Below are 19,452 nucleotides of genomic sequence, written 5' to 3'. Positions count from 1 at the left end.
TTATGCTCCCTGCACTATCGCATCATTCGCCTGAATGGCTTTCAGCAGACACGGAATACAAATTGTGTTTTCAATCGGCGGGAACAGTGCAGGCATCTCAACAGGTTGATTTAACGGCCGCAGCTTTTGCGTACGTTTGATATTACGGGTGTAGGTGTGTGGCGTACCGTACTCAATCCCTCCTGCCTCAATCCTGACGTAGCTGCCCCCGCCAATCAGCGTGACCTTTTTCTTTCCCGCAAAGAGGATATCGCTCATGCTGCTGATGCTGAGTTTCTGCGCGGCACTCAGGTGCAAGGCATCGTTTTGCGCCTGCACCAATACCGGCCCTTGGTCGGAAATGAGGCTAAGCTTTCCATTCTGGGCAAACAGGCCAAGTTGTTTACCTGCCATAATGGCAGTATTTTTCATTGAGCCTGTACTGATATCCCCGCCGGCATTTAGCGCAATATTGTCCGTCGCTGCCAGTTGCAGATGCGCGTCACTGGTAAACGCCACGCCTTCCGGAGCCGTAAAGTGAATGACTTCATTCAGCGGTTTCAGGCGTTTGTTGAACATAGCAATCTGGCTTGCCACATCCGCTCCCAGCGCCAGGGCCTGCCGCTCAGCATCCGCCAGGCGCTCAAGGCGCTTATATCCGTTTTCAATTTCTCTGAGCGCTTCATTCATGCTCAGTACATCACCTTCGGCTTTCGCCTGACCATCAGCAGTAATCAGCAGCCCTTTTGCCACACGAATAACCCCGTACTCATCGGTGCGCAGCTCAAACCCGGTTCCCCGTGGTTCGTTCTCTGCGTCAACGATGTGACCCTGGTTCAGTGCCGTGGCCCCAAACGGCGTGCGGAGCACGATATGTTCACTCTGGCGCTGGTCTTCCATCCGCAGCTCGTTCTGGCCCGCAGTGCGCAAAATGTTCTGGCTACGGTTATCCCGTGTCACCACGTCCGGGTGTTCAGAGTCATGAAAGGCATGGGCAATGTACGGCCGGTCCGGGTCGCCGCCGTCAAAGGCAATCCCCACTTCGGTACCGTCAGTCAGCGGTGTGTGCCAACCGTACGTTCCCCCGGCATACGGCTTCGCCTGACGTATCCACAGGTAGTTATAGCCCTGTTCAGCGTCTTCCCGGCTGAAGTCCAGCTTCACCCGATAGCGGCCCGTTTCATCAAGATGCGCGTAAGGCGCATTCTTCTCATCGCTCTCGACACGGGCCGTCAGCGTGCCGGCAATCAGCGGGCGTGGTACAGGCTCGGGTCTGAAGCAAAACTGCTCGCTGTAGGGCATGCCCCACACGGAAACGTGCAGACGGGAGTCACGGGCCGCACGGAAGGTGGTGAGCGTAATGACCATCCCCTCTTTCAGCTCCGGTACGGCACTGTCACCGGTCTCCAGCACCATGCCCGGCGTCAGATGGCTGGCGTTGCTGAACAGATGCAGCCGGGTTGCATTATTGAGGACGTGCTCATGCTGAATGCGGGCGTAAAACGCCCCGCTTTCGGTTTCCGGTTCAGGGGAAGTGTCATCGCCCGCTTCAAGGCACGGAACCGCATAGTGATAGTGTTCGCCTGTGGTAGCCGCCTCATTTCTGACACTGGCCTGAGCATCCATCGGTGTATTGGCGGCCTGGTAATTGTAATCCCGGGTGACGACGCTGCCGGTCACCGTCTGGTGCCACACGCGTGCATCCCACACCGCTTCGACCGCACCATCGTATAACGCTGATGGCTCCCGGTAAGGCAGGTGAACATCAAACTGATAGTGCAGTTGGCTGTCGGCAAAAGTCACCCTGTCCAGCCCGGTGATGATGTTGACGCCAGTGCGGAACCAGATGCCGTCTTCGGCCAGGATGCGCTGAATAAACTGCAGGTCGGTCTCCCGCCACTGGGTGATAAGCTCACGTACCGGATAAGTCCGCTCCAGCCGGAATTCAAAATCAGTCTCTTCGAACCCATGACTGCGTAATATTTGCTCTACCAGTTCCGGCATAGAGACATTCTGATACACCGCACAGCGGCGGGTGTGAGTGAGCAGCGCCAGGCGCGAGGAGAGAGTCACCGCGAAATGCGTCTGGTCAACAGTATCCTTCAGGTATTCAAAGCCAGTAATGATGCCCTGCACAACCCTGCCACTGAGCATGCCAAGGGTGGCATACTTCAGCATCGCATCCTGACGGCTGATGCCTTTCTGCGACGTGGTGAACTCAATACGCCATTCAAACGGTTCGTTAAGGGCTTCACGTCCGTGAAAGTTCAGCACATCCGGCTTCAGGATACTGTCGTTAATCTCAAGGCTGTAGCGGGTCTGTCCGTCAAACAGCGCCAGCCAGTTATCGGGGGTGGTATCCATGTGCTACTCCTTCACCGGCACCAACGCCAGCCCGGTACTGTTGAGCTGGATGGTCCGCGCTTTGTCCGGGTCGAGATCTTCCAGACTCAGTACCAGCTTCCAGGTGTTGTTACGGCTATCCGGGCGGTTAAACAGTCCCACCACCGCCACAAACTTCGTCTCATCGTTCATCGTCATGTTGAGCGTCATGCTGCCTTTAGGCATCACCAGCAGTGACTTGCTGGCAAGGATGTCCTCTTTCAGGGCGTTGTCCGCATCACGCAGCAGTGTCTGGTAGTCGGCCGCATCCACCTTCTGGCGATCGTTGAGCTGGTAAACATGCACCATGGTGGCCAGCGGCGTCTGGCTTTCATCGGCATTGATGGCTGCACGCGGTTCAAAATCGAGATGTAGCACCTTGATTTTTTTATAGAAGATGGCTCTGATTGCGCTGACCGTGCCATCCGACACGGCCTGAGTCAGGCCACAAGCGGTCAACAGGGAACAGAGCAGCATCAGTGCAGCGCTGCGCGACAGGGAAGCGAAAGTCATTCGTGGAGTCCTTTTCAGCTTTCAGAAACAGGGGAGTGTTGAATGTGCGGTATGTCTGTGTTGTGTGTCGGAATATCAGTCGAAACGGTAGCCACCGGACTGTGCCGGCAGCAGGGTTTCGCAGGTCAGGCCTTCATAGGTGCCCAGGCTCACGGTCAGGTGCGTACGGGTTTCGGGACGGGCACGCTTCAGGCCCAGCACGCCGGTACGACCCAATTGTACCCGGTGGGTCTTACCCAGACGGGGCTCAGGCAGACAACTGACCAGCACCGTGAGGCGAAGGCGCACATCGGAGCGGTAACCCATGTATACCCGCAGCAGCACCATCAGGTCGGTATGCAACTGGCCGCCGGGCAGCCAGCCCTGTGCCTCGTCCGGGTTGTCGGTGGCCAGCATCAGCAGAATACGGCTGCAGGCTTCTTTCCCGGTTTTACCGAGCGTGGCCCGCTGTGAGAGCGACACGCAGCTGGCTTTGCCAAGTCCACTGCGATTCTCCACGGGGACTTTTACCGGGTCCGGGCTGATAACCGTGGCCCGGGTCTCCGGGGCCAGCAGGCTCACCAGTTGGCGAATGCCTTCGGTATTGCGGGTCGGCAGGCGCAGGGTACCGAGCAACGCCAGGAAGCGGGAAACCGGAGAGGCCACCTGCTCTGCCGTACCCGGGATGCCCAGCCCAACCAGACCCAGCAGACACTGAGAAGTGTCATCCACGCCACCGGCTTCAAAGGTTGCCGGGTAAGCGTATTTGCGCCAGATACGGTAGTACTGGGTGTGGATACGGTGGCTGAAGATATCGAGAAACGCGGTAGTGGCTTCATGTCCTTCCCGGCGCTGGGCGATATCATCAAGGTAGGCCGTTGGCAGCGGCGAATCCACGCCGTACATCCCGAGGAAGGTGGTCCGCACCGTCGGTGGCAGGTCCGGCTGGCCCTCGTCGGTTTCGACCGCTTTCAGCTCGCTGACCGGGAAACCCATTCCCGGCCACGGACGAAAGCGCACCGGATCGGCAGAGAGTTTTTCAGTACTGCCAAGCTTCGGTGCGTCCGGGTTTTCCTGCTCCAGCAACTGGCAGAAGCGGTAGAAATTAACTCGCCAGATGTCGTCGTGAAGTCGCTTTGTCAGCCTGGAATGTGCTGGCTGTGATTCTCTTTCCATCGCAGTCGTTTCCCTGTGGGTTGCAGTACCAGTGTGAGCTGATTGAAGAGGTGAACATCGGCATAGAGGGCAAAGAAGCGGTGCAGCATTTCACCAAACAGAGTGACATCCCCTTCCCCGGCAAAATTGTCGGCGTTGAGGGTGATTTCAATGTCCACGCCGCGCAGCATAAAGCCCTTCTCGAAGCGACGAATAAGCGTGTGGTTCACCGCCACAATGGCGTCCAGGCGACGGCGGTTCATCTCATCATCCGTCCAGTCGTATAGCGCCAGTGTGCCGCGTAGTACTTCCGGATTATCCATCATGCTGAGGAAACAGGAGCCCAGGTGGCTCATCACCCGCCAGTGGAAACGGTCGTTAGCCGGTGGGTAAAGCGGCAGGGTCGGCACCTTCAGGTTCAGCACCCTGACCGGGACCTTGCCCGCTTTCACCACCCGGTCAAGCAGGGTGCTTTGCAGTGAGCGGCGCGGCAGCTGGCCGTTAGTGCCGGTAATGCGAATGGAGAGCGACTCCGGGGTCTGCGACAGCTGCTCCAGTTCGAATGACTTACCGCCAAGTATAAGCCACGTGTCATACAGGCCCGAGGGGCCTCGCTTGACGCGGGTATGGAAGTAACGCTCCGGTGCATCGTGGCGCATCATGCCGCCGCGATGGCGGAAACTGGTGAACGGTACGTACGGATGTTTGCCGTTCTTCACCGCCCCATGAATGGCGTCCACGCTGTAGATTTCGGTATGCCCGTCCTGCACACGCATCGGGCGCAGCAGGTATTCGTTCTGCAGTGGATCAGGTGTGAGCGGGTCGGCTTCCAGTGAGAACAGATTAATCACCGGCGCGCAATGCAGGCGGAAGTTGTCGGTCTCAAACGGCATGTCTGACGGCCAGCCGCCGTCGAGCACGATATCGGCCTCAAACCAGGTGGTTTTCTGACTCAGACCTGCAAGCTCCAGGCCTCTGAGTTCCACGAACATAAACTTCTCGCGGAAGCTGAAATACTCCAGCAGCAGTTGGTAGCCACTAAACGCCGAGTCCCCTTTCGGCCACAGCCGGTCAGTGTCATCAAAACCCATGGGTTTACACCAGCCCTCAACGCAGACCCGTTCCGTGTGGGTTTCAGCGTGACGAACATACATCGCCTGTAACCGGCGGGTCAGCGCCAGATGCAGGACCGATGCCACCGGGCCGTCTGCATCGAGATAAATGCACACCTTGTCAATCCCGGCTTTCGACCAGTCCACCTTATCCGGGCACTCAAAGCGCAGGCGAATGGCGGCGCGACCATCGGGCTCAGTCTGCAGGCGGGCCTCACTCAGATGCAGCGGCTGCAGTGGTACGTCACGAGTGGTGCGATACTGGCAGACCGTATTATTGGGACCGACCGGGCGCGACAGCACGGAGAAGCCGTTTTCGAGCACTTCCATTTTGCGAAGCTGACGCCAGTCCGGCGTGAACGCCACCACCGATAGCGACGGGATAGTGCGCATATAATGCGGCCACAGCAGGCTCACCAGCCCCTCGGTCAGCTCCGGCAGGTCATCATCGAGCTTTTCACGCAGGCGGCCCATCAGGAAGGCGAAGCCCTCGAAGAGACGCTCCACATACGGGTCACGGGCCCCGGTTTTATCTAAGTTGATCATGGCCGCGCGGTCGGGGTGGGCGCGGGCAAACTCTTTACCGGCTTCGCGCAGGTAGCGCATTTCGGCTTCATAGTAGCGAAGGGTTAAATCATCCATGCAGGGCGATCCTGAGTGTAGAAATCATCAAAAAGAAAAGAGACGTCATCAGTACAATGACCAATAAATGCAGATCCTACCCGCACAGCACCATCGCGCGTGCTGGATCGAGCGCAATCAGCCCGGCCAGCAGGGCGTCCATTTCCGAGGCAAAACGGGCTTTGTCGCTTTCACTGCGACCGGCCTTCATGCGCAACAGACGCAGGCGGCGGGCCTGGACGTCGAACAGCAGCCCCGGCTCCCACTCGCTCAGGGTCAGTTGTGGGGCGCTGTCGGTGAGTTCCCCGAGCAGGTGGAGGGCAAGCTCATTGCGCCCATACTGCTCTGCAACCCGTGCCATGAGTAAACGGAGTAGCCAGCGACTGCGGGGTGAGGCCATGTCCGGACGATTCTGAAGCCAGACCAGCGCCGCCTCCGGGCCTTCGCCGTCCCCCTTCTCCATTGCCTCTGCTTCCAGTGCAAGAATGTCATCTGCCTGTGCGGTGGTGGCGGTTGCCGGCTCGCCACTGATTCCCGGCATCTCATCGCTGACCTTTTCGGCTATCCAGTTCAGCGTCACCTCATCGGCAAGCGGGGTGCCGTCATTCCAGGCAAGTGTCTCCAGGCCTGGCAGACGATTCAGCAACAACCTCAGGTCACTGAGTATGTACTCTGCCCAGTGCTGCCACGACCCACCAGCCCGACTCAGGCCCTGCCACAGGTACCACTGCAAATCAAGCCAGAAGCGATTACCGCCTTCGGTGAACATCATATCCGCCTGCTCCACCAGTTCGTTCCAGCTCTGCTGCAGGTAAAGGCGTTTAAGCTGAGCGCGGTAATCGGCCTTCGGCGGCAGCAGACGCGTCCTGCCGCTCGCATCCAGCGCAGGTAATTGCGTCACCAGATCCCAGCGGGCAGCCTTCATCATCCGGTGGGCGGCAAGCCAGCCCTGCGGCTGCTCCACCACCCAGCAGGACAGCACGCGCAGTTGGCGAACCAGCTCCACTTCCGATTTGACGGCAGTGGCTTCCGGCACAGCAGCGCCCGAAACCAACGTATTGTGTGTGCTGTCATCTGAGCTGTCAGGGCATGATGAAGCAACCGGCGTATCTAGCCCGCCGCTACCGGCCAGACGGGTTTCCAGCGTGCGTAGCAGACCGGCAAATGTGGGGCGCTCCGCCTCAGTCAGCTGTTGCAGCGCGTTCTCCAGCAGGGAAAGGGCCGCTGCCGTTCTGGCGGTCTCTTCACGCGTCACGTCCGGCCAGCGCGAGAACGCATCAAGCACTTTTTCACTGTTCAGCCAGTCGAGTGCAGCCAGCCTTGCGGCGCTGCGCTGCGGATGGCAGTGTTGCCCCGCCTGCTCCAGCATGGCGGTCAGCAACTGGATACCGTCCGTCAGCCCGGTATCACCATCGCGCTGCAGGCGGGCAAAGGCATACCAGGTCACCACCCGGATATCGCGGGCATGTTGGGTCAGAATACTTTCCGCCAGGCGGCAGAGCACGTCGGTATCGGTGCCGGAAAGTTTGTTGATTTCCTCGCGCATGAGTTGGAAATCATCCTCATAGGTCGGGTCATCTCCGGCCCCATGACCGGTCGGGAGTGGTGTCAGCCACGGCGACCATAGAGTGAGGCTTTCCCGACTTTTAGCGAGCAGCTCAGTACGCTGTCCCGCATCCGGGAGACACAGGGTAAGGAGTGATTCTGCAGTCGCCATTTATTCGTCTCCGGCAAGGATGAGTGAGCGGTCAGTAGTACCAACAGAAAAAATGGTCTGCGGCAGGCTGAAGTCCTTCAGTTTGAGCAGCGCAAGCGGACCGTCGCCAAGCTCGCTGCGCATGATGAATTTTAACGGGTTGCTGTCAGGGGTGATCCACACCAATTGGGTGTGGCTACTGTCGAGTGGGGTGACCTGTGCCTTATCGAGTAGGCGAATGAAGCCCCAGCTCCCTTGGTTGCTCTCATACAAGCGCATTTCAGTGCTTGTTGAGCGCCAGCTCAGATCCACACCCGGGTACCAGGTGTTGCCGGGCCAGGTGAAGCCCTGCCAGCTTTCCATCTGGTTAAAGTAATCCAGTTTCTGGCCATCAAGCGTCAACTGGGTCCGCGCCACATCGCGTGACGGCCGAGCCATCAGTTCGAAATGCACGCCGGCATCCCCCTGAGCAAAGACAATATCCGAGATATCGGCAAGCTTATTGATGGCGGCGAGAAACGCGGGGCTGATGCTCATTCCCTGACTGGCAGCCGGATCCACCACCCAGTGGTTGCCTTCCTGATGCAGCATGCCCCCGAGGTTGGTTTTGATAAATGCCGCGATACGCCCGGAGTCGCTGCGCAGGAACTGGGCCAGCAGTGGCAGTGAAGCATCGCTGCCGGTGGCCTTAAATGGATAGCGTCCGGCAAAGGCGGCGCTCCACTGCGAAACAATGGTGCTCTGCCAGCGGGCATTGAGGCTGCCTGCCGCCGGAGCCAGCACCTGACGCCAGGCCAGGTCGAGCGGTTGCACAAACAATGCTTGCCCGAAACCGTTCCACTCCTGCCCGAGACTTGCCGCCACCAGAGAGCCATAGTCACGGGTATCGGTCAGATCGATGGCTTTGCCCTGGAAGACGGTCTGGGCCAGCATCCAGGCCATCGCCTGCGGATCGGGAGCACTGGTCACCTGTTGGAGTTTAAGGCGCACCTGGGTTACACGGGCAAGCCAGGACTGGAAGCTGAGGTTACCGTTCGTGCTGGTTCCGTCCTTCCCGTCCATCAGGCCCGTGAGCGGGCCAAACACGCCGTCCAGCGGCCCTTTCGGCCCCTGCGCCTGTTCAATAAACTGTTTTGCACTCTTCTGACGCCCCACCAGTCTTTTCGCCGAGTCCACCAGGGTGTCAGCCAGAGCCTCTCCTTTTGCCCCGGTCTGTCCCTGCCAGGCAAGCGTATTCATGAGCGCTACCAGAGGTGACTGACGCACATCCGCCAGTAGATTCAGTTGAGCAATGGCTTCAGAGAGCGATGCCGCTTCGTGCCACTGGATACTGTTGGCCATGTTGAGCCAGGCGTTGCCAAAATCGGTGAAGTAATGCTCAGTCAGGCGCTGTTTGAGCGCTTCCGGCGAGACGTCGCTGCCCGGCTGATGGGTTTTGTCGGTGAGCACCCAGTCGATTTCATCACGGCGGGTCTTCACTACCTCATCAATCGCATCTTCAACCTGCTCTTCCCACGCCTGACGGGTGAACATCCCCGGCACCACCTCTTCCGAGGAGAACAGGGTTGACGCATCCGTATCGCCGGTCATATCCGCTAGGCTTAAATCCGGCCAGTTACGGGCAATGCGTCCGAGCATCTCCTGATACAGACCGGATTCGGCGTTACGCTGACCAATCTGCTTGAGTAAAATCTGGCGTACCGTGCCTACCAGTTCGCGATCAGGGGTAATTTTCCACTCCGGGTGTGCTGGCAGGTTCTGCGCCCAGAAGCCGAGTAGTTTCGGTGCCTGAGTTTGCCATACGCTGTCCGGCACACCGCTGCGGTGCGGCCAGACTTTCAACATATTACCGGCAAGCCAGTTCGCATCCGCTTTATCGGGACGCGCAAGCATCAGGTAGCCCTTGAGCAGACCGTAAGTCTTCTGGGTGGCAGAGGTACGCGCATCGCTTGCCGGTGGCAGTTGTACAAAAGCATTTAACTGGCGGTGAAGTTCATCAGCCAGCGCATCGCGCATCAGTTGCTGGTTGTTACGGGCATAGAATGGCCAGAGCATCTTCAGCGTGTCGCTGTCCTGGTTCAGGCCAAAGCGGGTATACCACGGTGCACCGTGCACTTCGCGGTTCTGCAGGCGCGCGATGGTCTGCTGCAGCGCTAACTGGTTACGCAGGCGCTCCGACAGAGGCTGTTTAGTGTCAGCGGCAACCCGGGCCGTATCCTGGGCCAGCCAGATTTGGGTGCGGTTGACGGACAGGGACAGTAGCGTACCCGCGCCCCAGAACAGTACCAGACACAGCAGCACCAGGCGCAGCACCTTTTGCCAGTGGAAGCCGATTTTACGGGCATACACCTGTAGACTGTCGTTTTCGAGCGCCTGCCAGACCGGCGGTGACAGGCGCGCATGCGGCACCGTTTCGGTCCCCGGCAATACCGGACTGAATATCACGCCTCGAAGACGATAAGGCGCTGGCCCGGACATCAACGTGGTCAGGAGCGGGTCCACGGAGCATCGCAATGAACCGCGCAGGGCCTTTGACAGGCTCAGCATCCAGTGGTGTTGTGAATTCTCCAGCAGCGCCGCCATGCCGGGAGTTTGCAGGTCTGACGAGAGCGTGGCCAATGTCGAACGGGCCTCTTCCGTTGTCGCCCCCGGGCCGAACAGGACTCCCGTCGGTGGCACACCCTCCCCGTCATGGGACCAGGTGTCTTCCCGGACAAGCCACAACCAGACCGGCAAGTGCCAGCCCAGCAACGCATCGGTCTTCTGCCGCACACGTACCAGGGTATCCTGCTTCGCCGTATCGGGCAGTACAGCCGTGTTCATCACCTGCACCACGCCATCCAGCGGCCGCTGTGGGCGCACGTCTTTCAGAACGGACAGGAACTCATCATCGGGCACGCTTTCCGGCAGGCCGCCGTGAATAAGCACAATCCTGTCACTTTCCTGCCAGTGGTCGCGTTTGAGTCCCGGCACCACCTTTTCGATATCTTTGTCACTGCCCTGTACCAGCAGCAGGCGAACTTTTGCCTTCCAGCGACGACGGTAGCGCAGGCGCAGGTGATCGATCAGGGATTCGGCACTGAAGCTTTTCTCTGCGCGCTCTTTTTCATCAACAAAGGTATTCGCGGCGTTGCTGTCAGTGAGGGCGGCTGAAGACGCTTTATTGCGCCACCAGGTCCGTCGTGCTCCTTTCCTTCCTGAGATGAAGAACAGCTGTTCCAGCGCCCAGAGAAGAGTCAACAGAATGACGCTGACAATCGCGCAGAGCGTCACTATCCACTCAGTGGGATAAGGGCCGAAACCAAATATTCTGGCGACAAAATTACTGCCAATTTTCAGCGCAAAAATAATGATTGCAGAGACGAAAATCAGCGCCAGAACAGCGAGTCCAAGCAAGGATTTTGGTTTTGTTTTGGAGTTTTCTTTTTTATCGCTGCTCATTCCCTGATAACGTCCTTCTCTCGTTCTTCTGCCGTAATTGATGTCAGCCAGATATCGTCACTTCGGGGGTCTGGTTGTGCAGCAACCAGCTGTGCCCCCTGCTCCGAAACCTTACACGTGGCCAGCGCCACTGCTATCCATGGCGATGCCTGGCCAACATACCCGAGCGTGGCGTCGATATTCTTAATACCGTCCGTCAGGCTGAGTTTTAATTTATTGTCTTCACAAGATTGATTTAGACCCGGCCTGTCAGTGACGGCTTCACCGGCGATCCAGATACCTTTGATAGCTTCAGGGGATAGCTCAGCCCAGCGAAGAGAGTGCGCTATGTTGTGCGTCAGTGTTTCCGGGCTGCTCTTTTGCGGGCGGTGCAGCCTGACCGCATCCGGATACTGGTGACTCTTTCGGTTACACAGCACCATTGAAGCTATGGCTTCCGCATCATTTTCCTGCGGTGAGGGCCGCAATGTGAGCGTCAGAACAACCAATGCGGACGGCCTGATCCAGTGATTATCCAGCCAGTAATCCAGGGCATTCATGCCCTGCCCTGGTATCTGGCGTAGTGCTCTCCCGGATTTCTTAATGACCAGTTGCAGCAGTTCGGCTTCTTTCTCCACCGAAAGGTCTGCATCGCAATCGAACATCAACCAGCACGGCAGCTTCTCAGGCAGACGGTCTAGCGTTTTGTTTATGCGCAGCGCGGCTTTTTCGATGGCTTTTGTCAAAGCCTCCGGATCGGTATCGAACTCTCTTATTCGGGCATGTCTGATGGCCTCTCCACCAGCTCGCGGTTTGCCGGTTTTCAGGAGCGGCGTGCCGAATATCATTGCCGCGCTCAGGCTTCCCGTTCCCCGACCGGCCGAGGTCTGTACCCAGGTATCGAGGACCCAGGAAAAACGCCTGCCGCGTGAGATTTCGGTCTCTTCCATGTCATCACACTCGTAGTTCCAGCCTGCTTCACCCTTGAGCTCAAGCCGGTAGCCGATATGACGAAAAACGGCCAGCAGGCCCCACAGATAAAAAGATAGACCGAGCGCGGTAAACCAGAATGAAATCCCTCGCGGAGCTCCGGTCCATTGCCATAGGGTCAGCACCATACCGGCCAGCAGGATGACAACAAGAATAATGATCCAACGAAATGTCGACGGACGTGAAACTCGGTCGAAGTTTTCAGGGACTTCATCCAGATAAATCGGCATTGTCAACCAACCTTTGCCGCAGAAAACGAACTGATAAGCGTACAACCGCAGCCACACTTATGGCCTTCAAATGCCACAGGGATGCCGCCTTCATCAAGGTAATTGGGGTTACCTTCAACAATGATCGTATTACCATGCTCAGGACAGGAGACTTTATCCCCTTTACGGGCAACACCAATCCCGCCAAATTTCATGGTGGCCGAGGCAGTTAATACTGAACCACCGTGAGTTGTCTTATCCCCTTTACGAATTACTTTTAACATATTCCCTCACATCAAAATAATCATTTTCAGACCATAAATTAGTTGTAAAGATTCAGCTCACCACTGGCATCACACTTCATTATTTAAGTTCGAAATCATCATATTTCATCCAGTATAACTTACTCTCCCTATCAGTGGACTTGTAATTAACCTGATAAAAAACCAGCATCGGACATGTCAATAAGTGGAAATGCATTATCTTTAATTAAATATTCCTTCAGATTTTTTGATTCATTAGGGCTTGAATTTAAGAATGCTTTCTGAACTGAGACCCCACCATTTAATGGCCTTCTATTTTTATAATCACCGTACCCAGACAATAACCCCCTTTCACTCTTAGACCATTTTTATAGTAGATTATTTTCACTTGCTGGAAATCGGCGCAAGAATCTGTATAAAGTAAAAGCCACTAATCTTCAGATGAAACTAGATAAACATCATTGTACCAAACCCTTTGTTCTCTTCTTGAAGTAATTACGTTACCATTTCTATCCGAGATATTACATAGCTTTCCATCCGAACCCGCAAAAGGCGTATTTTCTACACGACCATTATCAACTTTAAAAACAACCGAACATTTATTGACATCACCCGCACTACTTAGATAGAAGTGCTTAACGTTATTTACAGAGTTAATGGAGACATCAGACTAACCTTTATATATCAATTCCTTCGCTACTTCAGCGATATGTCAACCCATCAAATGATGCTGGAATTTTCCCTGCCGACTTGGCAAACATACTTAACGTTGAAGCACTCAACTAGACTAACAAAGCTATTTTATTTGTCGCCATTAATCTAAACCCCATTCTTTTTATTAAGTTGAAATAATATTTTCTTTCAGATAAATCATTCTGCCCACCGTTAACAGCAAGGGTTACCAACTCCACATTTTTTCATTATCAATTAAAATGTTAATATCGCCCTTGGCATCATACGTCTTGTGAACACCAATATTATTTCACCAAAATCAACAAGATGCTTTAATAGCATCAACAATTACTGAAGCCACTAATTCTGAGTTGCTAACACAATCAATTCCAGAATATTTATAAAAATGTTGGTATTTTTTTTCTTCCATGTAAGCTGCATTAGCCCTCCACCTTTATATCGAGGCCCATCACCAACTACCGAATTATCATTCTTAACAGCATCTTTATGCTGACCTGGATCATAGTTTCGTCCAGCTCCAAACTCAATTGTAGTATCTAAATGTGCAGATTCATGGAGGCATTGAGAAAGAAAGTGAGCTTTGTGATAAGGAGTGCTAATCCCGTATTCAGCCAGTTGCTCATTAAGCAGATTGACAAAGGTTTGCTTGTCAAATTGATGAAAATCAGGGTAGGTTTTTTTAAAGTGAGTAGCGAAAGCTTTACCTCCCCTTTTACCTGTAAACCATGGATTTGTATGCCCTAATAACTTTTCTATTAACTCAACTGTAATTTCATGTTCTGGAATACCCTTAATAACCTCCAAAAACATCACTGGGTGCATGTGCCACAGAGACGAACCCAGTTTTAATTTACTGGCATCCTGCATCCACACCATCTTATCAAGGTAGTCTTCACAGTACTCTCTCCACTCTGGCGCATCACTCGTCAGTGTGTTCAAAAACGACTGCCAGATCGACGTTTCCTTTTTGTGATACCACTCGCTGGGGTGCTTCACTACCATCTTATTTTTGACATCGCGATAAGACGGATTATGGATAGCGCTCAGATATTCCCGGGATGAATAAGGGCTGACACGACTGTCAATCCGGTTCAACAGTCGCTGGTAATTGTACGGGACAGCGCGATGAGTTAACCGCGTGTCAGCGCCTGATGCGTCCAGCAGATGATTAAAAATACTGCGAACCAGGCCTTTAGGTGATGTTGTGCCATCAAGATGATCAAAGCTCGGTGCCTCGTCCACTGTGGTGATTATCGTTACTTGTTGGATAGCCCACATATTCCTGCTGAGTATTTTCCATTTTTCAGAGGCTCTGAGAAAAATTCGTCAATATAAGAGATTGACTAAAAATTCATTCATCACCTATATCATATTCACTCCCACTCCATTTAAGTATGTACTTAGGACCACAGAAAATATCTCTCATTCCTTTATGCTTATTTTTTCCGACACCTAAAGATGTGCACATATATGATGCATCCAAAGACTTCCCGTCATGCATCTTGATTTCGAATGTTATTATCGGTGATTCATTCAAAGAAGCAGAGCAATCCGCCTGATAACAGGTGCCTGGTGGAGTAGAATCAGAGTATGTATATTCAATTACATCCTTAGAGCCATCACCATATAAATCAGCATATACTTTCCCCGTTTGACCATCTGTGAAACCTGATTCTTTTAATTTATTAGCATCAACCAATGTCGTGATGGAATGTAATTGAGATGAATGAGCACAACCACTAATGATAAGTAACGACACCAATATTCGATTATAATATTTCATATTCATTCTGCCTCTGACATTCCTAGCTTATAATTAACTCTGATGTTTTCAGCTATTTCAGACTTGGTTATTTTTCCATCTTTATTTACATCATGGTAAAGGTTTTTATCGTAACTATCGCCATCGCCTTTCTGGTAAATAATATCATTCGACTTCAGCTTTATAAGCTTCGGACTAAAGATCGAATAATAAACATCTTCAAGAGACCACTCTTCTGTAGGAACATTAACGTTGCATGACTGCATCTGGAAATATTTTTTTACATATTCCATTTGTTGAACATGATCCATTCTACGGAGTTGAGAGGTGGATGTACCCAGCTCTTCAGCTGTTGCCTTCATGAATTGAATCAAACCAGTTGCTGATGAACCTGGGTTTTTTATATCTGTTCTAAACGTTTTCCCTGTTTCTAGAGCTATACATGCCATAATATAATTCGGGTCAATACCCAAATCATTTGAAACATCCAACAGTTTGGTCCTAAATGCGGATGTCTTATCTGCTCCGAATTTTTCAAAGAACCTCTTCATCCAAATAATTTTATTACTGGATTTCAATGCCCCCAAAAACATCACTGGGTGCATATGCCACAAAGACGAACTCAGTTTTAATTTACTGGCACCCTGCATCCACACCATCTTATCAAGGTAGTCTTCACAGTACTCTCTCCACTCTGGCGCATCACTCGTCAGTGTGTTCAAAAACGACTGCCAGATCGACGTTTCCTTTTTGTGATACCACTCGCTGGGGTGCTTCACTACCATCTTATTTTTGACATCGCGATAAGACGGATTATGGATAGCGGTCAGATATTCCCGGGATGAATAAGGGCTGACACGACTGTCAATCCGGTTCAACAGTCGCTGGTAATTGTACGGGACAGCGCGATGAGTTAACCGCGTGTCAGCGCCTGATGCGTCCAGCAGACGATTAAGAATACTGCGAACCAGGCCTTTAGGTGATGTTGTGCCATCAAGATGATCAAAGCTCGGTGCCTCGTCCACTGTGGTGGTGAACCCCAGCTTTTCGAGATCGTATTGCGACAGCGTCTCAGCCGATTTATTGCTTTTTGGTACGTAGCCATTCGCATAGGGCAAAAACCAGTATTCCTGCTCCTGCGCATCTTTTTCTGTTTTCACCTGACTCAGCTTTAGAATAGCTTCGCCCCGGGTGATCCTGCCATCACTGACCATGGACTTTGTCTTCAGATCTTTCGAGAACAGCGGCAGCCCCGACGGACACTTCAGATAAAGCGGGGAGCGTTCACCCACTCTCTCCGGATTTCTCAAAAAGGTTTCCAGATTGTCGTCCATGCTCAGGCACTCAATATGCACCTGATAGCGGGCATCATATCCGCCATCTTTGGGGATCTGAAAATATCCCAGGTGCCCGACACCGTCACCGGCACTGATTGAATAAGGCGTCGGACAAACGACTGTATCAAACTGCATCGGCTCCGCAAAAGGCAGCAGCAGATGCGACCACCACGACGGACGCGCAGCAGCCCCTGATGCCGGGACAAGATTATCTCTGTCCGCCAGGATCCAGTATTGCTGGCCTTCCTCCAGTCTGGTCTTTGTTCCTTTAGTTTTCGCCTTATCGGACAGTCCTTTAAACGTGACCAGCCCGTAGCGACGGTCATTATGTCCAATGGTATGCAGGTTGCTGTCTGTGGCATCCCACTCCACATGGGCACCTTTTGGGATGGTGGCCACACGATATGAATCGCTGACCTCTTTGTTATTGGTACTGGCGCTCATCACCCATTCAGGGCGGTAAGCAGACAGATTATCATTCACTATCCAGTGAGTTTCGTTTTCTCCGGAGCCATAGGCAGAATACGGAGCAAGGTGCATATACAGCGTATAAAAATGGAGGCCGTTTTCTTTTTTCTCGCCCGGCTGAATATAGTGTCGCACCAGAACAAAGGAGCCGGAGACACTAAGATGGCCCGTTTCCCAGGGAACGTTCAGGTAATCACGGCAAATCCGGTACGCCACCACTTCCCCGTCCGCCATACAGCGAACGCTCTGCTCACCTTTGAACGGAGCAGGGAAATCCAGCTGTTCGGAAACCGCCTTACCGCTCAGCGCACACCACGGCGTGGTGGTACTCGTTATATGAATCCCCCCGTGCCACATGCCGTTACTTCCCACCATGTACCAGCCGGAAGCTTCACCTTCCAGGTGCGACATTAGGTCTTCCTGTCTGGCAAAGTCGCTGCCTCGGTTGTTGGATGGCACAGGCCAGCTGAATTTTGGTAATACCGGCATGTCTGCTCCCTCAGTTACTCAGTGGTTTGCTGATGACGCGTTTAATTTCAGCTATCTCGGTGCTGTTGAAATCCGGGGCAGAAACAGGCATATCGCCGCCGTTACCGGGCACCAGATACTTACCGACTTTCATCGTCAGATCGCCTTTCGAGCCCTGTTCAATACCGCTGTCGCTGAGCTTCAGGTAAGAGCCTCCGCCATTCAACGTCAGTGTTTTAGGGGTACTGATGACGATTTCATCGTCGGTGCTGGTGATGGTCAGTTGCTTCTGCGCGCTCATGTCGAGTGTGTTATGGCGGGAATGCATCTCCACCTCACCAAGGTTCGCAATCAGTTTCGCACCAGCTTTGTGAACGAACAGCCCCAGTTCCTGCTCCGCACTGACAGAGACATTGCCCATTGCGCCCATGTCAATATGCTGCCCGGCAGTGAGCATCGTATTCTGCGAACTGGTGAGCTGAAGATGTTCACCCGAGGTAAATGCAATGCCCTGCGGAGCCGAAGCCAGCATCACAGCCGAATGCAAATTCGCAATATTCTGCGTCACCAGATTATTTTGCGCCCGGATGTCGCTGACCAGCGCCTTTGCCGCTTCAGCGGCATTGTTCAGCGCCTGCATTTCGCGGTTAGCCTGTTTGATCCGGTTCACGGCCGGGGCCATTTCAAGCATGTCCCCCAGACCTTTTTCCTGTGCATCCGCAGTCAGGAACATGCCTCTTCCGGCACGCAGAGCACCGTATTCATCGGTGCGCAGCTCAAACCCGGTCCCGCGGGGCTCACGTTGGTTGTCCACAACGTGGCCACCGTTGAGTTGTGTCTTGCCAAACGGCGTCGCCAGCTTGAAATGCTCTTCCTGACGCTTGTCTTCCAAACGGAATTTGTTATCCCCGGCCGTGCGCCAGATGTTGCGCGTGTGATTATCACGAGTGACGTGGTCCGGGTGTTCTGAATCGTGCTGCGCGTGGGCAATGTACGGACGGTCAGGGTCACCACCGTCAAACATTACCGAGACTTCGGTACCATCAAGCAGCGGGGAGTGGAAGCCGTAGGTATCCCCGGCGTACGGTTTTGCCAGGCGAAGCCAGAGGTAGGCATAACCCTGTTCAGTGCTGTTACGGTCAAAATCGAGCCGGACGCGGTAGCGCCCCTGGTTGTCGAGATAAGCATAGATATCATGCTTTTCATCGCTCTCCACCCGTGCAGGCAGGGAGCCAGCCATCACAGGGCGGTTCAGCAACACAGGGCGGTAGCAGACCGTTTCGCTGTAAGGGATGCCCGTAAAGCGCAGCTGAAAGCCTTTGTCACGTGCACCTGAGGTGTGAACCCCGGTGATGACAATCCCGTTCTTCAGCGAATCGGGCAGACCACTGCCCTGTGGCTCCAGGACTTCGCCGGGGGCGAGAACCGGGCTGCTGGCACGTCCCGTGACAGTCTGCTGAGCATTGAGGTAGCGCTCGTGACGCAGACGGGCATACCAGGCCCCGCCTTCAGGGGTTTCCGTATCCCCTTCACTGAGGAACGGTTCGGCGTAGTGATACACCTCACCAGTAGTCACCCCGCCCTCCTGACGAACGGTCACCGAACTGTCCTGTGGGGTCAGCGCATCGCGGTAGTTATAGTCGCGGGTGACCACACAACCGGTGACTACGCGGTCTGTCGGCCGAATATCCCAGACGCTCTCCTGACCGTTATCGCTGGTGCGTGACGGCGGAATAATGGGTAGCTTCACGCCAAACTGATACTGCATCTGGCTGTCCTGGAAAATCACCACATCCTGTTCGATGCGGCCATCCATCTCAAAGCGCCAGAAGATACCGACTTCGGCCAGCAGGCGCTGAACAAAGGCCAGGTCCGTTTCACGCCACTGGGTGATGAGCTCCCGGGCCGGATATGTCTGCGACAGACGAAATTCAAAATCCGCCCCTTCCAGTCCGTGAGAGCGCAGTATCTGCTCCACCACTTCCGGTACGGACTGATTGAGATATACCGCGCAGCGCTCGGTGTGCTGCATCAGGGCAATACGCGGCACAAGTCGCAGGGTATAGGTAATTTCATCCCCTGACACAGAGACCCGACGGAACATATCCACCACGCCGTAAACCGTACGCACCGGCGTAGCCGGCGTGCCATCAAACAATGGTATCTGGAAAGTGAAGGATGCCGGTTTCAGCATCACCTCATTACTGGCAATATTCGCCGCGCAGGTGACAGTAACGTCATAACGCCATGGCTGGCTCAGGGTTTCACTGGCACGAAAACGCAGGACGTCCAGGAAATGTGAACAGTCATGGACATTCACACGATAACGGGACAGCCTAACCGCTTCGTCTATTTTCTTTTGTGCCAGACTAGTAACATCACTATTCATCCTTTATCTCCCTTAC

Annotated in this window: 12 protein-coding genes; all 12 read right to left on the bottom strand. The window is 54.1% G+C overall.

All coding sequences use genetic code 11. The features are described 5' to 3' along the window. Nucleotides 1-2,343: a type VI secretion system Vgr family protein gene (locus tag NR177_RS08640; protein WP_256852683.1), complete on the bottom strand. Its 2,343-nt coding sequence runs from the start codon at nt 2,341-2,343 to the stop codon at nt 1-3. Nucleotides 2,344-2,346: 3 nt separating this feature from the next. After that, nucleotides 2,347-2,874 (bottom strand): type VI secretion system lipoprotein TssJ, encoded by a 528-nt coding sequence (tssJ, locus tag NR177_RS08635; RefSeq protein WP_256852682.1) that lies wholly within the window; start codon nt 2,872-2,874, stop codon nt 2,347-2,349. A 75-nt stretch (nt 2,875-2,949) separates the two neighbouring features. Next, nucleotides 2,950-4,029 (bottom strand): type VI secretion system baseplate subunit TssG, encoded by a 1,080-nt coding sequence (gene tssG / locus NR177_RS08630; RefSeq protein WP_256852681.1) that lies wholly within the window; start codon nt 4,027-4,029, stop codon nt 2,950-2,952. Then, nucleotides 3,993-5,762 (bottom strand): type VI secretion system baseplate subunit TssF, encoded by a 1,770-nt coding sequence (gene tssF, locus NR177_RS08625; protein WP_256852680.1) that lies wholly within the window; start codon nt 5,760-5,762, stop codon nt 3,993-3,995. Before tssF ends, tssG begins: the two co-directional genes overlap by 37 nt. A gap of 76 nt (nt 5,763-5,838) precedes the next feature. After that, nucleotides 5,839-7,458 (bottom strand): type VI secretion system protein TssA, encoded by a 1,620-nt coding sequence (gene tssA, locus NR177_RS08620; RefSeq protein ID WP_256852679.1) that lies wholly within the window; start codon nt 7,456-7,458, stop codon nt 5,839-5,841. After that, nucleotides 7,459-10,878 carry an ImcF-related family protein gene (locus tag NR177_RS08615; protein WP_256852678.1) on the bottom strand — a complete coding sequence of 1,140 codons (3,420 nt, stop codon included), beginning with the start codon at nt 10,876-10,878 and terminating at the stop codon, nt 7,459-7,461. It abuts the gene before it with no gap. Then, on the bottom strand, nt 10,875-12,077 hold the full coding sequence (locus NR177_RS08610; RefSeq protein WP_256852677.1) for a hypothetical protein: 1,203 nt from the start codon (nt 12,075-12,077) through the stop codon (nt 10,875-10,877). Before NR177_RS08610 ends, NR177_RS08615 begins: the two co-directional genes overlap by 4 nt. Nucleotides 12,078-12,079: 2 nt before the next feature. Continuing rightward, entirely contained in the window at nt 12,080-12,340 is a 261-nt protein-coding gene (locus NR177_RS08605) for a PAAR domain-containing protein (protein WP_256852676.1), read from the bottom strand. A gap of 1,011 nt (nt 12,341-13,351) precedes the next feature. Further along, nucleotides 13,352-14,290 carry a hypothetical protein gene (locus NR177_RS08600; protein WP_256852675.1) on the bottom strand — a complete coding sequence of 313 codons (939 nt, stop codon included), beginning with the start codon at nt 14,288-14,290 and terminating at the stop codon, nt 13,352-13,354. A 73-nt stretch (nt 14,291-14,363) separates the two neighbouring features. Then, a complete protein-coding gene (locus tag NR177_RS08595; protein ID WP_256852674.1) occupies nt 14,364-14,795 on the bottom strand; it encodes a hypothetical protein in 432 nt (143 codons plus the stop codon). 2 nt (nt 14,796-14,797) lie between these two features. Beyond that, entirely contained in the window at nt 14,798-16,990 is a 2,193-nt protein-coding gene (locus NR177_RS08590; RefSeq protein ID WP_256852673.1) for a hypothetical protein, read from the bottom strand. Nucleotides 16,991-17,078: 88 nt separating this feature from the next. Then, complete coding sequence (locus NR177_RS08585; protein WP_256852672.1) at nt 17,079-19,436, bottom strand: type VI secretion system Vgr family protein; 2,358 nt, start codon at nt 19,434-19,436, stop codon at nt 17,079-17,081. Between the last annotated feature and the right edge of the window lie 16 nt (nt 19,437-19,452).

This window comes from Pantoea sp. Fr+CA_20, assembly GCF_024520835.1.
Classification (GTDB): domain Bacteria; phylum Pseudomonadota; class Gammaproteobacteria; order Enterobacterales; family Enterobacteriaceae; genus Pantoea; species Pantoea allii.
Note: the sequence above shows the minus strand (reverse complement) of the source record. Positions and strands in the feature narration are given on the sequence as shown.

Excerpts from the sequence above, each read along its gene's own strand:
- NR177_RS08640 (WP_256852683.1), bottom strand. The coding sequence starts at position 2,343 with ATGGATACCACCCCCGATAACTGGCTGGCGCTGTTTGACGGACAGACC.
- tssJ (WP_256852682.1), bottom strand. The coding sequence starts at position 2,874 with ATGACTTTCGCTTCCCTGTCGCGCAGCGCTGCACTGATGCTGCTCTGT.
- tssG (WP_256852681.1), bottom strand. The coding sequence starts at position 4,029 with ATGGAAAGAGAATCACAGCCAGCACATTCCAGGCTGACAAAGCGACTT.
- tssF (WP_256852680.1), bottom strand. The coding sequence starts at position 5,762 with ATGGATGATTTAACCCTTCGCTACTATGAAGCCGAAATGCGCTACCTG.
- tssA (WP_256852679.1), bottom strand. The coding sequence starts at position 7,458 with ATGGCGACTGCAGAATCACTCCTTACCCTGTGTCTCCCGGATGCGGGA.
- NR177_RS08615 (WP_256852678.1), bottom strand. The coding sequence starts at position 10,878 with ATGAGCAGCGATAAAAAAGAAAACTCCAAAACAAAACCAAAATCCTTG.
- NR177_RS08610 (WP_256852677.1), bottom strand. The coding sequence starts at position 12,077 with ATGCCGATTTATCTGGATGAAGTCCCTGAAAACTTCGACCGAGTTTCA.
- NR177_RS08605 (WP_256852676.1), bottom strand. The coding sequence starts at position 12,340 with ATGTTAAAAGTAATTCGTAAAGGGGATAAGACAACTCACGGTGGTTCA.
- NR177_RS08600 (WP_256852675.1), bottom strand. The coding sequence starts at position 14,290 with ATGTGGGCTATCCAACAAGTAACGATAATCACCACAGTGGACGAGGCA.
- NR177_RS08595 (WP_256852674.1), bottom strand. The coding sequence starts at position 14,795 with ATGAAATATTATAATCGAATATTGGTGTCGTTACTTATCATTAGTGGT.
- NR177_RS08590 (WP_256852673.1), bottom strand. The coding sequence starts at position 16,990 with ATGTCGCACCTGGAAGGTGAAGCTTCCGGCTGGTACATGGTGGGAAGT.
- NR177_RS08585 (WP_256852672.1), bottom strand. The coding sequence starts at position 19,436 with ATGAATAGTGATGTTACTAGTCTGGCACAAAAGAAAATAGACGAAGCG.